We start from the raw sequence: 16,100 nt of genomic DNA on the forward strand, positions 1-16,100 counted from the left end.
CTGGGTGCATATCGCCGGAATCCCTGGGTGCATATCATCGGAATATGCACAAAAGGAGTTTTTCAGGAATATTTGTATTTAAAATAATTTTATCGGACCCCAGCTTTGGAATAATTTTATCCCTTATCAAATTCTTGATATGTTCGATCCCTTTAATATTATTTAGGAATTTTTCCATCGAGTGATTGAAAGTAAAATAAGAATACGAATCATTCGGAATACCATAAGCGATTCCATTTTCGGTTATTTTTGCCAGTTTCTTATTGAATTTTTCTAGTTCCTTTTTCTGTAAATGATCGTAAAGTAGATCATCTATTTTCTCTTCTAAGGCCATATTGATAAAAGGATCATCTAGTTTCTTAAAAGACTTTGTATAGTCTTCCGCATCCCTTATGAGTTCTTTTCCTTTTGCATCTTTATGATAATAGTCAGTTGAACCACCATGTCCAGCATTTTTGGCATAACCAGCATGTTTAATATTTTTAAGTTCAATATTCATAAAATATAATTCTAAGGTGGATAAATCCACAAGTTCTAGACGGATAACAATCAACCTTATTGGCACTAAATACTATAAAGAAGTAAATAAATGATGGAAATTCAGGAATCCTCTAACCGGTTTATGAGTTCGGATGGCGAACCGTTTACCAGAAATCACCTCAAAGTAGTTTAGAGAAAACTTCTCAATAGGTAAAACAAGACTTTGCGAGCCAAATTCTATTTCTATCAGATCATCATTGATCCTAAATTTTGAGTCAATCCTACGGATCCAAAGAGCAATCTTGCAGTCAAAGATTTTCCCAATCAAACTATTTTCAGCTAATAGATGGATTTTGGAATTAGGGAACTCATAAATGAGCTCCCTAATATACTCTTTGCATGGAAGATAGCCTATCGAAGCAAAGGCAACAGATAACGAGTTATCAACATATTGTGGAAAAAAATGTGTAAAACATAAAATATCTCGACAAGCTGAAGCTATAAATAAATCAGTTACCGAAGGGGGAAAATGATTACAAGCCTTCCAGAGACCACTAGCTACCTCTTTAACACACACGTTGTTAGTCCAAACTTCCTTTTGCTGATCTGAAAAATATCTATAGCTGAACTCAAAACCGGCAGGAGATCTTTCAAAAAAGGGTTCAAAGAATCGGATCACATCCTGATCCAAATTATCTACATTCATTAGCGGGACGATGAGCGTCCATATCCTCTAGATTCTTGATTTGGGATATGCTTATTTATTAACTGCTGAATGGTAACATTAGAATCCGCTACATTTCCTTTTTGTTTCATATCAGCAATGGCCTGATTATATCCATTAGAATAACCTTCGGATTGGAATTTGGCAGCACGGTTTTTCAGGGTCTGAATCCCTCTATATACAAGGTACGAGATGCCGGCATCAAACAGGATCGAAAGTGCTAGTCTTTTATTATCCGATTTTAATCCCTGAGGGTTAAGCGCTGTATGCTGAAACCTGGTACCATCAGATAATTCCACAATCTGTCCATTTTTAAATTTTTTCTTTTGCTCTTCGGTAAGCGTCTCTGAGTTTACAGCTAATGGAACATTTACTTTTTCAGGATCATAGGAAATAAACTCTTTGGTCTGTTCATCGTATTCGATGATTATTTTCCTGACCTTACCCTTTTGTACTTCTTGCTCCTTGGCAATATTGTCAATCTCACCATTTTGAAGTTTCTGGCTTTCGTTTTCATCCAGAAGCTCATGTGCTTTAGCCACCTTATATATTGGATGCACATTCAGGCTCACACTTCCGTCGTCATTTTTCTTTAAAGATAGTTTCGCATCGAGTTCGGGAATAGAAAGCCCATCAAACTTAAGGTCCTTAAAATTTGTCATTTCGGTTCTTCTACCTGTAAGAAGTGCATTGATATTCTCCCTGGAGAGAAGTATCCGTCCCTGAATATAGAGTCCCAATTTTTCAAGTTCACCAAGGGGAAGTTCGTTGTCTTTAAATTGATTCATATTATTATCGAGTGATAGGATTAACGTTTTAAACCATAAGAAGCTTTTTGGACTTCTTCGTTACTATTAGAAATTGCTGGAGTCTTTTTATCATTGCCGTTTTTGATATCTAGCAACGATTGGTAGAGCCTGTCATTTTTTGAGAGTACAAATTTCTTTCCGGTGTCCTCTACTTCCATCTGAAATCTTCCTCTTTTCAGTTGACTGCTTACTTTATAAATCGAATCCTTGTACGGAATGATATCGCCAATAAAGAGATTGGCTTCATTTTTTCGGGAGCTTTTATTAGTGGTTTGCTGGTTAAGTTCACGTTTACGTTCAAATTCCAGTAGATAAGAAAATATCCTTTCCGCATCCGTTGCCGCTGCATGGATTTCATAAGGATTATTTTTTAACATTTCGATCCACCCTTTTACATAAGCAGCATGCTGGCCTGGATCATGACCGATCTTAAACTCATCACCGATCAGCATAGAGGCAATCTCCGCCCTTAATTCTTCCCTTGCATAGCCTTCACTTCCAAACCTGTTAATTAGGGACCTGTTGAGCCTGTCCTGATGTCCAGTCCAGTGCCCAAGCTCATGAAGAAGGGTAGCATAATAGCGGTCAGGAGTGGCAAATTGTTCTTTTAACGGCATCGTTATACTGTCAGAACGGAGGCTATAAAATGCCTCATCACCTTTTCTGTGATTGACAACCGCACCGGAAAGGAGAACCAGATCTTCCGCACGGACTATTGGGTCCCAATCAGATTTCAATTGGGGCTTTAATTCTAATTTCGGAATTCCACTTACCTGTTCAGCGTTAAAGACCCAAGCCGCTGTGACAATGGCACGTTCCAAAGGCGTCCGTACTTTTATGTTTTTACCATTTTCATCAAGGACTTTTTTCCCGTTTTCATCTAATTTTGGGATAAGATCATGGGTTTTGACAAATTGAACCAGCGTTCCCTTTTCACCCTTGTTTATTTGCCAGCCTTTGGAATCCGCTTGCTTGAAAGTCAGCCATCGGGGGTCTTCCCTGCCTGAATTCAGCAGTGAAAAGATATTGATTCCTTTATATCTATTTCCGGTAATTGCGTTATAAGGCAGATTAAAATCGGTTGACGCAGAATTCCAAGGTTTCTGCCAGGGAGCTGTTCCTTTCTCTAATTTTTCGATAAGGGCGGCGGCAACCTGTTCGTGCAGTGATTTTACCTTATTGTTCATCCTCCTCTCCTTCCTCGTTATTTTCCTCCTCGAAAGGAAATTCGTCACCATAAGATATACCGTATATCACTGCCTCTTCGGGCGTTAACCCAATATCCTCGCCTTCTTTCAGAATTCTAAGTTTCTCATTAAGGCTTTCAAAAGATTTATTCATTTTTTTGTTCGTTTAAAGGATTTAAGCTGAACTCATTGAGTTTTTTAAGAAAAAGAATGGGGTCAATAAATTGACCCCGGATTTTGACTGAGAGATGGAGATGCTCTCCGGTCGCCAGACCTGTTCTACCGCTTACACCAAGTAGATGTCCAGGCGGTAAACATTCGCCTTTTTGGACCAATAGTCGAGATAGATGTCCGTATATAACCTGAATTTCATCACCTGATTCTATTACCAGAAATTTACCTAGCGTAGGACTTTCCGCGGCATTCACCACATTCCCTAAAATTATATTAAAGATGGGTGAATCCCTGGCGGCAAGATCTACACCGTTGTGATGAATAGGTTTTAATTTTATCGGATGTACCCTATAACCGTAAGGAGACGTTACCCGCATTTTTTCAAGAGGGAGACTAAAATCTAGGGATTGCCCAACGGTATTTAAGGAAATAAAAAGCAATAGAAATACCCAGATTATTGGACTACAATAAACAGGATAAACGGGGCAACGAATATTATACATAATGAAATTAAATCAGTGTTCTGAAAATTATTCCGATGAATTTTTGGACTTATCCGCTAAGGATTCTTTTTCGGTAGGCTCGGTATAACGAAATCCGGTAACTGCTTCAACAACTGAATTAACTTCCTCTTTGATCTTTTTGAAATTTGCCAGCAGTATCTGTTCTTTTTTCTCTCCAAAATCATAGAATATGGGCAATTCTCTATAATGCTGCTCTTCCTGTTTTATCGCTCCAACATCAATATTTATCCGGCAGTTAACGGCTGAGGTCCTGAATTTTCCGGTAAATTTCTCTACGGCATCAGAAGCGATAAGTCCTACCATCTGACCAGCAGGCAGTGCTGCGATTTTACCTGCGGGGATAAGGGGTTCGAGTTTTTCTGACAGGGAGATAGAAGTTTTATTCCTGTCGATACTAAGGCTTTCGCTCTGCTGTTTTACTTTTCCAAAGATCCTTTCCAACCACTCAAGCGTATCTTTGTTCTGTACGCTTCCTGATAGAACATTTCCCACTACCGAAGTAATCGTTGCGGAAGTTTCTTTACCATACTGTTGCTGAAATTGCTGTAAACTCTGGATACCCAAAACCGTCGCAACAAGATTACTTCGAGCCTGACTAAGGACCTGTTCTATACGGTATAAATATAAACTCGGAGCCTCATCAACGACTATTCCAACAGGAAGGTTTCCTTTGGAATTTACCAGCTTTGTTACACGGTTGACGACAACCGATAAACATGCGGAATTGATGCTCTGGGTAGCGGGATCATTAGCCAAGATCAGTATTCCGGGATGTTTGGGATTACTGACCTGAAGTTCAAAGTCATCTCCGCCAAAAATCCAGAACGTTTCTTTTGTCGCCAGCCTGCTGATAAAGATCTTTAATGTGCCAACCTGCCCCTCCAGCTGTTCAAATGCACGTGCTTTATAAGCTGTCTGAAATGGAGAAAGAAGCGAATTAAGCTCTTCATTGCTAAAAAGTGAGTCAAAAATATCTTCATAGGATAGGTTTAGAAATGCCAGAACATGCGGCAAAGTGGAATAACGTCCATTTTCATACTTGCTAAAGAAGTAGATACAAGCTGTTAAAAAATTAACGGCAGATTGGGTAAAAAACTGGTCGCTTCCTCCACTCTTATCACCCTTTTTTAGAGCCTCTACCAATGCTTCGGCAGTTTCGTTTGCATCAGCGAGGGTCTGCAAATATTCCGGTTTAAATGGATTTGCCCGGCGGCTTCTGGATGGGTCATTCAGGTTAATGACATGGAATTCATAATCCAGCATTTTTCTTTCCTGTTTTGCCAGCAGGTAATGATAGTAAGCAATCTTTCCAAGATCAGGGTACTTTAGATCATATATACACATGGTAAAAGAATTCGCTATCATTTGACGCAGAATAGGCATAATGACCCCAAAGCTTTTTCCGCTTCCCGGAACTCCGCAGACCAAACAGCCCCTAAATAAGTTTTCCAGTGGAATATAGCCTTGATTAACCCTTCCCTTATAATAAAACAACATAGGGATATTGACAGAATAAGGCGTAATTTTCGCCTGGGTGGGCTGCATAAAGGATTCTTCCTCGATATTCCATTTATCTTTCCCTAATCTAGAGCTGATAATCTTTGAAATGTTGTCTAATGCAACATGGATCAGGACAATCCCCAGAAAAGAACTAAATACATAACCAAGATCATAATAATTCAGCCCGTATAGAACCGGTTTCCCTTTTTGACCGTGCAGCCATACCGCGAGCGCAATTATTAAAAATCCAAGCGTGAGGGGATAAACAATATGGTTCTTGGGATTTAGATCTTTCTTCTTTTTACTCAGGGTACCGATAGAAACCAGTATGACCAAAAAAACAGTAAATAGCTTACTGTCCAGCAGTCCCGAATAAAAAGGCATCCTTGCCAGCTTGGTTGCAAAAAGTAAATTTGTTTTGTTTAGAATCCCATATTCAAGGGATTTCTCAACATAAAGAAAGAGATAGAACTCCAGAAAAATGGAAAGATAAATGGCGAACTGGAAGAATCTATAAAGGCCCTGTTGCTCTTTTGTTTCTTCCATTTTTTTATTGATTATAGAGAATCTGCATTCAGGATATCCTGGTATTTGATTTTCAGGTCAATTGCCCTGCCCGACAACTGTTTTTCAGTGAGACTTACCCGCAATATTTTACTGCCCGGAAATGTTACTTTTTTAAGTACATATATATTTCGGTTCTTTTTCTTCAAAAGATCGAATGGTTGAAATTGCCAGATTGGCTCTATCTCAACAGACTGAACATTTGTCGCCTTGGTGATTCTTTTGTCTTCCACAAAAAAACGTAGCTGATCTGGCCTAAATGAAAGGTTCGTTTTATTGACAAATGAAAGATCCAGAAAAATGAAATCACCGATCGTTCTGATACCATTCAGATAGATCCCTATTCCAAACTTCTCTTCCTTCCTCTTTGGGCGGTTACCGGATTGAGTTATAAGAGTATAGGACAACGATCTCATCTGGCTCCTGCTTAGGTTGTTTTCCGAAGGCTCAAGCGGGACAGTAGATAAAGGATTTATTTCATAAAGAACGGGCGACTGTGCTTCAATATCCTGACCAGTTTTCAAGGCCCGGAACTGTGTCATGAAATTTTCTCCGACCACTGTAATGCTGCCGAGTTCTGTCCCTGAATCATCTAGATTCATGCTGTCTGGAACAATCTTGAGCCGGAGCAAATTATCTATAGGCAAATCTGCCACTACTCTTTTGGAAGATATATCCACATATTTGATCGGTTCCGGTGAAAGGATGTGAACTGTATTTCCCTTGGAAATCCTGATAGATTTAAGGTCGCTAAGTAAATGGTCTCCACCTGACTGTGCCATTGTCGGGGTTGCGGCGAGCAGAAATATCGCCGATAAAAACAGAAATAGATTTCTCATAATTGAAAATGATGAATGATTATTTGTATTGTTTTTGATTTTCACGAAGTGCTTGTGGGTCTATCAGATAGACCAGCGTATTATATTTGATTTTCGCCCTGTTTTTTCTGATATACCTGGAAACTGCTGTAGTAGTCGACTGAAACATCCTTTGAATCACGCCCATAATGACCTGGTTCTGGTTTTCTCCCCCCTGTATTGAAATTCCCTGAGAAGAATTTGCGCCAAGCTCTTTGCTGAATTCCCTGAAAGCGGATGCGGGCACATAAAGGCCCTGGAGACCATCATTATCATACAGATCAAGTTTTACGGGCAGGATCTTACCTCCCTGCATAATTGAAGTAATGCTCAAAAGGACACGTTGGCCGGTAAATCCACTTATTTTTGCGTATAAATAGGTGCCTTTGTGGATCAGATTGCTTCCTACCAATAAATCATCCATGAGCCTGATCCGCAACCTGGAATCCACATATCCGGTGATATTTTCATCAATCATGGCCTGAATAAAAGAATCGTTCGGATTGTCTCTTACCGTATTGAAAACGGATTCGGTATCGTCGGCCTTTCTGACTTTCAGCAATGGCATTTCCGCTTCTGCTTTTTTCGCCATTTCAATCCGCTGTCTCTCCGCTCTAGCTGCTCTTTCTTCCGGATCATTCACCTTTGCTAGACTATCGGCAAATTCCATCTGCCGGCGGAACAGGAGCATCGGATCTTCTTCTTTCCTTTTTGGTTCTTTTCTGGATTCTGGATTGGATTTAGGGACAAGGGAACCCAGTACACGATCAAGGTCTTCATTTCCATGCACAGCCTTTGGTGCATCAACTGAAATTAGTGATTCCTGTTTTAGCTTATCCCTAATGGAATCTAACTTGCGTTTTTCCTTATCATTGTACATTTCATCAAAACGGAATCCATCTACTTTGTCTTCCTGCAATTGATTCACCGCGGTATAGCCGTCCCCTCGACGGTACATTTCCCGGTAAGCATTAAGCTTATCGGTTAAAGCTTTATTTTTCACCTCTGGGGAGACTTCCGAAATATGTTCTTTTAGCTGAGGCCCATTATCTTTTACAGCACTCTCTTTTGAAAATGTGGATTGGTAAACGTAAAAGAAAATACAGATAAAAGGCAGGGCGATAATCGGTATGATATATTTGGGCCTTTTTAGGTCTAATTTCATAATATAAATTGATTTAGAATTGAGAAATACTAAGCGGGTTTAGGAAATAAAATGCTGGATCAATCTTTGGATATCGAATCCTTCGCATTATGGTTTTCCAGCGACAAAAGACTATCCTTTATCTGGATAAGGATCATACTATCCTGTTTATCCAGGTTTTCCTTTTTTGAAAGCCCTTCTAGGACAGCCTGAAGTTCAAGTACTTCTTTTAGATCGGAGATTGAACCAAATATATTTCCCATTCCATCCGCGATAGGCGCCGATAGTTTCGGATTTTTCACCATTTTTACTTCCTTTTGCCTTGGCAACATAAAAAAACAGCAGATTGAAATCAGGATACATGACACCATGAACATGAAAACCTGTTTGGGATATGTGCTCAATTTTGACCTTACACATCTTCTAAGATGGACTGTATACCTGGAAAATTCATTGCCGATCTCTTTCCAGACACTACTTTCGGATTTATTAGAGGTTATTTTTCTGAACATAACTGAGGTCTTTATTTTCCAATGTTTTCCATCTTGTTATCAGAACAGCATGCGCGTTGTTGTCTGTCCTTATTTTAAGATCCCTTAAATATCCTTCTGTAATGAGGCTACGAACGACGGTTGAGCTCCGTCGGTCTATGGTCTGTTTACCATAAAAGCGAAAATAGTTTCCTTCAAGGTGGATTGAATCCGTCTGGACCGTAAGTACCGCACTGGAAGACAAGATGGAATTAAAAAATCCTTTCTCACGGAGGTTATTGTATTGTAAAGCACCTGATTCATCAATCAGATACATCGCCCGCTTCATCTGGTATTCGATAAACTTCTCGTCCGGTGTCAGCGTAAAAAAAAGACTATGGAATAAATTTATATGCGTTCGGTACTCGGCTGAACGGTTCATTTCAACACTGGTCTGCTGCGCGGCCAATGGCACATTATTTATATCCAGTACATATACTGACTTTCTCGCACTTTCCACCTGTTTAAAGGCAAAGAAAGAAACTATGGACACCAGCAGTAAGGCCGTTATAAAACTCCCGACAGCAATAAGGGTTGCCAGACGAATCTTTGATTCTATATTTTTAATAATCATAGACTTTGTTTAAGGTTAGAATTTAGCGATAACTCTCCGAGCTGTTCTTGCCATACCGGATGCTCCACGGCCCATTGTACCTGCGGCAGACGTAATTCCAGAAGTGGAGACGATCCAAGTACTGATACTTGGAACCGTGAGCATGGTAAGCCCGCCGATCAGGAAGGTTACTATGACGATCCCAAATGACATTATTCCATTTCCGGCAAGCCAGCCAAGTTTTTCGAGCCTATCGCCGGAAGTCGATAATAACTCCTGATAACGGGTGATTTCGGCTTCCAAGGCATACTGCTGAAAAAGACTAGCTATATGCATTACCAGATAAGCAATCCCAGAGTAGAGATTGACCGACACGAACCGCGCGATCCAGGTTCCGAAGGAATCCCTGAAAGCGGGAAGAATACTTACCGCGACGGAGAATGGGCCTAAAATGATCAGAATGGTCGAATAGAGTATCTGGATCATGAATATGATATAAACACAGATCCGAAGTACCCAGACTGCCAAGGTTTCCAGTGTATAGGTCATCCATAGCTGCAAATTGATCTGCATCCTGTTTCTTAGCTCCACGACATTGTTCCAGACGGAAGTAAACCCATCTTTCACGGTTGAGGTGACCGCATCCCACGCTTTTCCGTACCAGGTATCCGCCTCATTTTTTTGCAACTTCGGTTTCCGCCTGGATCTGGGTCAGGGAATTGGCTATGTCATACATGAGTTTTGCACGTTGTAGCCGAAGGCTATTGACTTCGGTCTGTCCGCTATCAAAGAGGCTTTCCGTTTTGGCAGCGACAATATCCGTAGGATAAGCGATCACCCTTGTGAAAGCTCCCCACCAGATAATGACCATAACCAGTCCAAATGGCCTGAGCAGGGGCATAATCTCCATTTTTTTATCGCCGGACATCATTTCATAGCTCTTAATGGCAAAAAATATGAGCATAAAAATTGCAGCTAGCGCCTGTGCGTCCGTAATAAAAGTATCGTAATGGGTCCATATCGTATCTTTCATCCCTTTCAGGAAGTGCATTACCCCTTCCTCGTATACTCCATTTCCCTGCAGGAAAGTGAAAGTATCCTTAAATGAATCAGGCACCCCCACTGGAGATGCCTGTAAAAAAAATGTGTATGCCATAAAAAATTAATTTATCATCTGCTCTTATTTAGGATTTTGTCCGCAATTTCAATATCAGATTTTCCAGTATGTGGGAACGGCACGACCGGATCTATCTCCTTAATGGAAGATAGGTCACTTGATAGGGACAGAAATTTTAGGGCATTGCTTTTCTTTGATTCCCACCCCGATTCAAGAACCCTATATTCGGACAATAGGCGATGATAGCCCATGATCCTGCTGCCCCTGTCAAGATCTGCTGTTTTCAGGATTTCCAGACGCTCTATGAGGCCTGATCTTTCACTGATATACCATTCATAAGTACCTTTATTTATCAGATATTCTTTTACCTCTGTGCTGAGCCCCTGAAGGATTAGGGATTCATCCTGTTCAAGGGGGGCGAACTCATGTTTATAGTATAGCATCCATAGTGGATCTGCGGAACTCAAAAGCCCTGAATAGTGGGTGAGTTCCCTTATAGCTATATTTCGGAGGGTATCGGACTGTTTTTTATAGGAATCATTGGTCTGCTGCATAGCCATCACCAGCCCCATGCGGATGGTCTGGGGCCCTAAGCCTGAAAGGAAGCGCCTGTCCAGCTTTGGATAATTTGGATGAAGGCCCCAGGTGAGCCAATACTGATAATTCAGTCCAAGAAAGCCAGAAGTCGGGGTAAATTTCTTTCGGTCCCATTGTTTATGTACCATACGCTCCTGCTGATTGACAATATGTTTATCGGTCTGACGCTTGATCCGCTGGCCAATGACAGGTTTAGATCCAAGCAGAAAAATAACAATAGCTAATATTCTCCACATAATTCAATGTTTTATTGCGCCATAGTTCCTTAATATCTCTTTTGCTTTTTGGATGTCCTTATTGACGAAATTTTTAAAAGGATTCACCGTTTTTAATAATCCATTTATTTTTGTCCAATAAACCGAACGTTCCATACTGAAAAGAAGCGCGCGCATCACCTTTAGTTCGATGATGATCTTCCGCAAAAGAAAATCCCGTTTTTCATAATCCATTAAGACATTTTTGCCTTCCCTGAGAACGAAATCAGAAACTTCCATAGCAAGATTTATCCCCCTTTCTTTTAGTTGCCTAGCTGTTCCTTCTGCTACTAAAAGCAGCCAGGGTTCTTCTTTTGAAATCTCGATAAGGCTATTGGACTGTTTAATAATTTCAGCGATCAGGGAAGAAACCTGTAACACGGATCTACCGGACTTCAAAGCATTGTTTACCTCCGATAGGGACCTATGGTTCACCTGCTGAACGATTACCAGGGAAGACAGGTTGAGATTGATGTCTTCAACATTTTGATTGATCTGCTTTAGCATACTGTTATGCGCCGATTCGGAGGCCAGCCTGACCGCACCGTTTTCATTTACGATTGCCAGATGTTTGGCATCTGAAATTATTGTCACATAACCTTGCCCATACAAAAAATCAAAACAGAAAATAATCAGTGTTATGAGATAATACTTCATGGTTTCTTTTCTATTTGTCTTAATATATTTTCTACAATTCTCCTGTCGGTGTTTATATATTCCCGAAAGGGATTTAGACCATCCAGTATTTTCTTCCTTGTGGAGTAATAAAGGGTAGATGCCAGTGCCCTGGATACTCCTTCTATCTGTCGGAGTTCAGTCAGTATATGCGCATAAAGCAAACGGCGGTCACTGGCTTTCATCTGGTTGAGATCCCCGATTGCCAAAAACAGGCCGGCAATATATCTTCCCAATTGAACTGACCTATCTACGATTTCCTTTTCGCTATTTAAGGCCAGTGGAATAAATTCAGGATGGCCAGATGCGATATTTATTATTCTGTCCTGATGGGCAATAATCCGTTCAATGATCGGTCCGGATTCGATTCCCATACTCAATCCCTGTAATGCCATATGCAGGATACTGAACCTGTTCTGGATCTCCCGATACCGTTTTTTGAGCTTCGTGGTACCCGAAGTATTTACCTGCTCATTTGCCGTGGTCACGCCCTGGCGGTCACGGGCCTCTTTCTGCCGTTCATACTCATCCTTGCTGTGACCTACCAGCTGGTGCAACAGCTGCACATTCAACTGGCAACTTGCAGTTTTGGATAAGCAAAGAATACAGAAACAAAAAATAATTCTCCATTTCATTGCATTACTTCTTTAATAGTCTAGAATTTCTGATAACATCATCCGCGATCTGTTTATCTATATTGATAAATCTAGCATAGGGATTTATGGAATTGAGAATTCCCCGTTGTTTTGCCCAATACATATTTCGGTGCATTCCATACGCAACGCCTCTGAGAATGGTCAATTCCGTTTGTATCCTGTTGAGTAATTTTGCCCGTTCACCGGAATCCATCAGATTCTCTTTCCCATCTTTGAGTACAAAGGCCCCTACCTCCGTTGCAAGGTTTGTCGCCCTGTTCTTAAATTCCCTTGCACCGGCTTCTGCAAAAAGTAAAAGCACAGGATTCCCCTTTGCAAGTACCATTGCTTTTTCGACATCCTCAATAACATCTACGGTAATTCCAGCAATCTCTTTTATGCTCAGCAGTGATCTGACCACAGATGAGACCTCGGAGAGTCCTTTATAAATTTTATCCTGTAGATCATTGACGATCTGCAACTGCCCGGTAACAGCAAGCTGCCCCCGCTGGATCAGTGTCAGGTTATCATTGACATGATCCAATTGCCTATTCATCACCGATGCATGTGCTCCCGTTGCCGCTGCAACTGCCGGATCGGTATAAATCTGTGCTTTTACAAACAAGCTTGGAAATAAGATCAGCAAAATCATAATTATTCTATTCATTGGCCATAAGATTTAAAGTTTGAATTCCCTTTCTGTTAACTTCCCCAACAAAATCGCTCAGGGCTTTGCCAGAATATTCCAGATCTTTGACCAGTGCGGTAAGGCCATCTTTGTAATTTCCAAAATGATCCGCATAGATTTTTACGGCACTTTTTTCGGGTTTTTCGGTGGTAAAAGCGAGATACTGAAATAAGGATACTTCCACGCCGTATACTTCGCCCACCGTCCCCCTTCGGATGTAGACTTCTTTAAAACGTGACCTGTCCTCTTTATTCTGTAATTTGTTTATGGTGAAGATCTTGCGTCTTTCTACATCGGTAATGGACAGCAGTTTTGCTATTTCATCATAATTGGACTGGAATTTAGACTGGTCGAGTAAACAAATTGTATCCGAATTTGCCAGAATGCTATCCTTAACTATTGGATTGCCCAAAATATCGCCTAATTCTTGCGTAACGACCACAATTTCACCATAAAATTTTCTTACTGTTTTATACAGGTAAACAATATAACCCGCCATTAAGGGACTGGCAATGGCCTTCCATGCTTCCTCGATCACCAAGGCTTTGCGTTGGAATGTCCGGTGTCTCATTTTCTGTAGGAATAGATCCATAATGACCAGCGTAACGATTGGAAAAAGGGTCTTGTTCTCCTTTAGATTGTCAATTTCGAACACAACAAACCTCTCTTCAAAAAGGGAGGAGTCAGCGCTTTTATTGAGAACGGTGCCAAATTCTTGCCCGGTAAAGAATTTCTTCAAAACATACCTATATTCATCCAGATCAAACTTTAAAGATTCATCTTCAATTATATCCCTGATCTTGTCAACGGAATACAAATAAAAAGAGTCAAAATTTAATTTGTTAGGACGATGGGCGTTTTGCGGACCGGAATCGAGGTAAAAATATTCATAATAATAGGAGGATATAACGTTTGATAAAAGTGTATCCTCTACCTGGGACAGTTTTCCGTCAGCTCCCTTCCAGAGCAGCGCTACCAAAGTTTTTAAGAAATCCTTTTTCTCAAGATTAAACTCTTCCTGAGTAAGGGCAAAAGGATTCATGGATATCGGGTTTTCCTCAGTATAGGTCAGGTAAGTTCCGCCTAGAAAAGTACAGAGGCCCTGATAGGAATCGCCGGTATCAACGATGACAATATCCATGTTGTACCTATAATACTGTTCCAAAAGCGCATTCATAAAGAAAGATTTTCCGGTACCACTAGGTCCCAGCGCAAATTTCGAACGGTTGGAAATACGGTTGGTACTCAGGTCAGCAGGATCAAATGCCAATGGAATCCCCTGTCGGTCTGTAAACCGGATCAGAAAATCCGTTTTTTCACCACAGGGCAGTGATTCCTTAAAGAAATAACAGAGCGCCGCATCTGCCGGAGTCAAAAACCAGTCATAAACCTGTAGTTCCACAGCATTGCCCTGTAATGAAGACCTGAATAATTCGAACTGGTTGTAAGCATTTCTGTTCGGGATGATTCCCTGCTGAAATAGGGAAGATTCAATAAAATTCGATGTCCTTTCCAGAAGTTCGGAATCGCAGCCGACCAAAATAGAAAAATGTGCATTTACGAGCAACTGATTATCTTTTGCAACATCGGCCAATAAATTATCAATATCTTCAACATAGAGCTGATTGGCCGGATCGGGCATATTTGAATGTCTTTTCCTTTTAAGTTCCAATTTATTCATCGTAAACTGCTGAGCAGGAATTTCAATCACCTGATTATAGATCATGACCTTATAATCCTGCACCTTGTGCAGAAAAAATAAATTGTCAACGGGAAAATTCATAAAGCCGTTTGTTTCATTCCGTATTGCATACGCACTGATAGTGTCCGGCAGTTCAACAATATCCGTATCTATAAGACTAATGCATCTGATGGATTTCTTCCCCAGATTTATCTGATTGTCATGGCACTGATAATTATCCAATACTGAATCCGTCCCTTCAAAATCAAATGAAAGTATCCTATAAAAAAGTCGATTGATCTCAGCTTTTCCTAGAACCCTTGGATGAAGCCCCGCAGCATTCAATACCTCCATTACTTTACCAAGATCTCTTATAAACTTATAAAGCATCTTCTCATCGTAAGTATAGAATGCACCTTTCTTGACCTGTTTGGTAAAGGTGATGTAGCTTCTGATTTCGGTAAATTCCCGACCGTTAAAATGTTCCTGATATTTTTGTTCCAAAAACACTTCCGATTTAACTGGCCTATAATTTTTACGGATAAATACATCCTGTTTTTGGATTATATGTCCTTCTCCCAAAAGTTTGACCACACTGGAGAGTGCATGGTGATAGGCAGAATACTTGGTTTCATCGGCATCATATTGGATGACCGGATTGGTAATACCAAGGATAATTGAATAGTCTCCCTTATCCCCAAAGAGGATCGGGAAGCCCATAAATTCATCAATGCCCGCAAAAGGTAGATTAAAGGCATGCTTACTTTGCTTTTTCATTTCTGAACAGTGTTTTGGAAGGATGGATAATAATCCCGTTGTGACGGGTTTTGTCGAATAGCCCCTTTTTCTGCTTACTGATCGTATACACCATTCCCAGGGTCATGAATACGAGGATGCCCAAGCAGCCAAGTATCATGTTGGTAAATGCGCCAATAAGACCTCCGCAGAGCATGCCGCCCATGATGGATATGACGGCGTAATAGATAAATTTCCCTTTAAAACCTCGGTAAATAAGGGGCTTTTGGAGCCCCTTATAAAATTGATAGTTTTTCTGTATCATACGCCAAAAAATGCCTTGATGACCACACTGACCAGAATGAGAAATAGACAGGAACCACCCCACGACATCAGTTCTTTCGAGATATCCTGGTCTCCGCTGTTCCATTTGATATAGACCCTGATTCCTCCTATCAATCCGACGACAGCCCCGATACTCAGTATTAATGTCGATATGGGATCGACATAGGTATTTAACGACGATGTGGCGGCGTCAATACCAACTGTTCCTCCTTGGGCGAAGGAACGTTCCGCAAAAAGGCAGATTGCGGACAAAACAAGTAACTTGCTTGCTTTTACTTTCATAAGAAATAGGAATTAAAAAAGTGAATGGAAAAAAAGATTGGCGTT

20 protein-coding genes are annotated in these 16,100 nt (G+C 40.7%); all 20 read right to left on the reverse strand.

Features of this window, described 5'->3' with window-relative positions; genetic code table 11:
• Positions 1 to 34: 34 nt before the first annotated feature.
• The 20 genes from CBM24_RS21405 to CBM24_RS21490 all read right to left on the reverse strand — a co-directional run bounded on the left by CBM24_RS21405 (position 35) and on the right by CBM24_RS21490 (position 16,055).
• The gene (locus tag CBM24_RS21405; protein ID WP_088162646.1) at positions 35 to 499 is read right to left on the reverse strand and encodes a hypothetical protein; all 465 of its coding nucleotides are present in this window, start codon (positions 497 to 499) and stop codon (positions 35 to 37) included.
• A gap of 72 nt (positions 500 to 571) precedes the next feature.
• Positions 572 to 1,186, reverse strand: a complete 615-nt coding sequence (locus tag CBM24_RS21410; RefSeq protein WP_088162647.1) for a hypothetical protein — start codon at positions 1,184 to 1,186, stop codon at positions 572 to 574.
• Entirely contained in the window at positions 1,186 to 1,992 is an 807-nt protein-coding gene (locus tag CBM24_RS21415) for a DUF4099 domain-containing protein (protein WP_088162648.1), read from the reverse strand. The genes CBM24_RS21410 and CBM24_RS21415 overlap by 1 nt, the downstream gene beginning before the upstream one ends.
• Before the next feature lie 20 nt (positions 1,993 to 2,012).
• Entirely contained in the window at positions 2,013 to 3,200 is a 1,188-nt protein-coding gene (locus CBM24_RS21420; protein WP_232475597.1) for an ArdC family protein, read from the reverse strand.
• On the reverse strand, positions 3,190 to 3,354 hold the full coding sequence (locus tag CBM24_RS27630) for a hypothetical protein (protein ID WP_172462462.1): 165 nt from the start codon (positions 3,352 to 3,354) through the stop codon (positions 3,190 to 3,192). Before CBM24_RS27630 ends, CBM24_RS21420 begins: the two co-directional genes overlap by 11 nt.
• Positions 3,347 to 3,877, reverse strand: a complete 531-nt coding sequence (locus CBM24_RS21425) for a M23 family metallopeptidase (RefSeq protein ID WP_088162650.1) — start codon at positions 3,875 to 3,877, stop codon at positions 3,347 to 3,349. Before CBM24_RS21425 ends, CBM24_RS27630 begins: the two co-directional genes overlap by 8 nt.
• Before the next feature lie 27 nt (positions 3,878 to 3,904).
• Positions 3,905 to 5,944: a type IV secretion system DNA-binding domain-containing protein gene (locus CBM24_RS21430; protein ID WP_088162651.1), complete on the reverse strand. Its 2,040-nt coding sequence runs from the start codon at positions 5,942 to 5,944 to the stop codon at positions 3,905 to 3,907.
• An 11-nt stretch (positions 5,945 to 5,955) separates the two neighbouring features.
• On the reverse strand, positions 5,956 to 6,801 hold the full coding sequence (traN, locus tag CBM24_RS21435; protein WP_088162652.1) for a conjugative transposon protein TraN: 846 nt from the start codon (positions 6,799 to 6,801) through the stop codon (positions 5,956 to 5,958).
• Between the two features lie 19 nt (positions 6,802 to 6,820).
• The gene (locus CBM24_RS21440) at positions 6,821 to 7,984 is read right to left on the reverse strand and encodes a conjugative transposon protein TraM (protein WP_088162653.1); all 1,164 of its coding nucleotides are present in this window, start codon (positions 7,982 to 7,984) and stop codon (positions 6,821 to 6,823) included.
• Between the two features lie 59 nt (positions 7,985 to 8,043).
• Complete coding sequence (locus CBM24_RS21445; protein ID WP_157698561.1) at positions 8,044 to 8,268, reverse strand: hypothetical protein; 225 nt, start codon at positions 8,266 to 8,268, stop codon at positions 8,044 to 8,046.
• Positions 8,269 to 8,452: 184 nt separating this feature from the next.
• Entirely contained in the window at positions 8,453 to 9,067 is a 615-nt protein-coding gene (gene traK / locus CBM24_RS21450; RefSeq protein WP_088162655.1) for a conjugative transposon protein TraK, read from the reverse strand.
• Between the two features lie 15 nt (positions 9,068 to 9,082).
• Complete coding sequence (locus CBM24_RS27825; RefSeq protein WP_232475598.1) at positions 9,083 to 9,637, reverse strand: hypothetical protein; 555 nt, start codon at positions 9,635 to 9,637, stop codon at positions 9,083 to 9,085.
• Positions 9,638 to 9,719: 82 nt separating this feature from the next.
• Positions 9,720 to 10,202: a hypothetical protein gene (locus CBM24_RS27830; RefSeq protein ID WP_232475599.1), complete on the reverse strand. Its 483-nt coding sequence runs from the start codon at positions 10,200 to 10,202 to the stop codon at positions 9,720 to 9,722.
• A gap of 14 nt (positions 10,203 to 10,216) precedes the next feature.
• Complete coding sequence (locus CBM24_RS21460; RefSeq protein ID WP_088162656.1) at positions 10,217 to 10,996, reverse strand: hypothetical protein; 780 nt, start codon at positions 10,994 to 10,996, stop codon at positions 10,217 to 10,219.
• A 3-nt stretch (positions 10,997 to 10,999) separates the two neighbouring features.
• Positions 11,000 to 11,671, reverse strand: coding sequence for a hypothetical protein (locus CBM24_RS21465; RefSeq protein WP_088162657.1), 672 nt, complete (start codon positions 11,669 to 11,671; stop codon positions 11,000 to 11,002).
• Complete coding sequence (locus CBM24_RS21470; protein ID WP_157698562.1) at positions 11,668 to 12,324, reverse strand: hypothetical protein; 657 nt, start codon at positions 12,322 to 12,324, stop codon at positions 11,668 to 11,670. The genes CBM24_RS21465 and CBM24_RS21470 overlap by 4 nt, the downstream gene beginning before the upstream one ends.
• A 4-nt stretch (positions 12,325 to 12,328) precedes the next feature.
• Positions 12,329 to 12,991 (reverse strand): hypothetical protein, encoded by a 663-nt coding sequence (locus CBM24_RS21475; protein WP_088162659.1) that lies wholly within the window; start codon positions 12,989 to 12,991, stop codon positions 12,329 to 12,331.
• A complete protein-coding gene (locus tag CBM24_RS21480; RefSeq protein WP_088162660.1) occupies positions 12,984 to 15,470 on the reverse strand; it encodes a TraG family conjugative transposon ATPase in 2,487 nt (828 codons plus the stop codon). The genes CBM24_RS21475 and CBM24_RS21480 overlap by 8 nt, the downstream gene beginning before the upstream one ends.
• Complete coding sequence (locus tag CBM24_RS21485; RefSeq protein ID WP_088162661.1) at positions 15,454 to 15,753, reverse strand: DUF4133 domain-containing protein; 300 nt, start codon at positions 15,751 to 15,753, stop codon at positions 15,454 to 15,456. Before CBM24_RS21485 ends, CBM24_RS21480 begins: the two co-directional genes overlap by 17 nt.
• On the reverse strand, positions 15,750 to 16,055 hold the full coding sequence (locus CBM24_RS21490) for a DUF4134 domain-containing protein (protein WP_088162662.1): 306 nt from the start codon (positions 16,053 to 16,055) through the stop codon (positions 15,750 to 15,752). The genes CBM24_RS21485 and CBM24_RS21490 overlap by 4 nt, the downstream gene beginning before the upstream one ends.
• Positions 16,056 to 16,100: the final 45 nt, after the last annotated feature.

The sequence above is a fragment of the Sphingobacterium sp. G1-14 genome, from assembly GCF_002196555.1.
Lineage (GTDB): Bacteria > Bacteroidota > Bacteroidia > Sphingobacteriales > Sphingobacteriaceae > Sphingobacterium > Sphingobacterium siyangense.

Bases quoted from the DNA above. Each gene is read 5' to 3' on its own strand.
- CBM24_RS21405 (WP_088162646.1), bottom strand. From the start codon at position 499: ATGAATATTGAACTTAAAAATATTAAACATGCTGGTTATGCCAAAAAT.
- CBM24_RS21410 (WP_088162647.1), bottom strand. From the start codon at position 1,186: ATGAATGTAGATAATTTGGATCAGGATGTGATCCGATTCTTTGAACCC.
- CBM24_RS21415 (WP_088162648.1), bottom strand. From the start codon at position 1,992: ATGAATCAATTTAAAGACAACGAACTTCCCCTTGGTGAACTTGAAAAA.
- CBM24_RS21420 (WP_232475597.1), bottom strand. From the start codon at position 3,200: ATGAACAATAAGGTAAAATCACTGCACGAACAGGTTGCCGCCGCCCTT.
- CBM24_RS27630 (WP_172462462.1), bottom strand. From the start codon at position 3,354: ATGAATAAATCTTTTGAAAGCCTTAATGAGAAACTTAGAATTCTGAAA.
- CBM24_RS21425 (WP_088162650.1), bottom strand. From the start codon at position 3,877: ATGTATAATATTCGTTGCCCCGTTTATCCTGTTTATTGTAGTCCAATA.
- CBM24_RS21430 (WP_088162651.1), bottom strand. From the start codon at position 5,944: ATGGAAGAAACAAAAGAGCAACAGGGCCTTTATAGATTCTTCCAGTTC.
- traN (WP_088162652.1), bottom strand. From the start codon at position 6,801: ATGAGAAATCTATTTCTGTTTTTATCGGCGATATTTCTGCTCGCCGCA.
- CBM24_RS21440 (WP_088162653.1), bottom strand. From the start codon at position 7,984: ATGAAATTAGACCTAAAAAGGCCCAAATATATCATACCGATTATCGCC.
- CBM24_RS21445 (WP_157698561.1), bottom strand. From the start codon at position 8,268: ATGGTGAAAAATCCGAAACTATCGGCGCCTATCGCGGATGGAATGGGA.
- traK (WP_088162655.1), bottom strand. From the start codon at position 9,067: ATGATTATTAAAAATATAGAATCAAAGATTCGTCTGGCAACCCTTATT.
- CBM24_RS27830 (WP_232475599.1), bottom strand. From the start codon at position 10,202: ATGGCATACACATTTTTTTTACAGGCATCTCCAGTGGGGGTGCCTGAT.
- CBM24_RS21460 (WP_088162656.1), bottom strand. From the start codon at position 10,996: ATGTGGAGAATATTAGCTATTGTTATTTTTCTGCTTGGATCTAAACCT.
- CBM24_RS21465 (WP_088162657.1), bottom strand. From the start codon at position 11,671: ATGAAGTATTATCTCATAACACTGATTATTTTCTGTTTTGATTTTTTG.
- CBM24_RS21470 (WP_157698562.1), bottom strand. From the start codon at position 12,324: ATGAAATGGAGAATTATTTTTTGTTTCTGTATTCTTTGCTTATCCAAA.
- CBM24_RS21475 (WP_088162659.1), bottom strand. From the start codon at position 12,991: ATGAATAGAATAATTATGATTTTGCTGATCTTATTTCCAAGCTTGTTT.
- CBM24_RS21480 (WP_088162660.1), bottom strand. From the start codon at position 15,470: ATGAAAAAGCAAAGTAAGCATGCCTTTAATCTACCTTTTGCGGGCATT.
- CBM24_RS21485 (WP_088162661.1), bottom strand. From the start codon at position 15,753: ATGATACAGAAAAACTATCAATTTTATAAGGGGCTCCAAAAGCCCCTT.
- CBM24_RS21490 (WP_088162662.1), bottom strand. From the start codon at position 16,055: ATGAAAGTAAAAGCAAGCAAGTTACTTGTTTTGTCCGCAATCTGCCTT.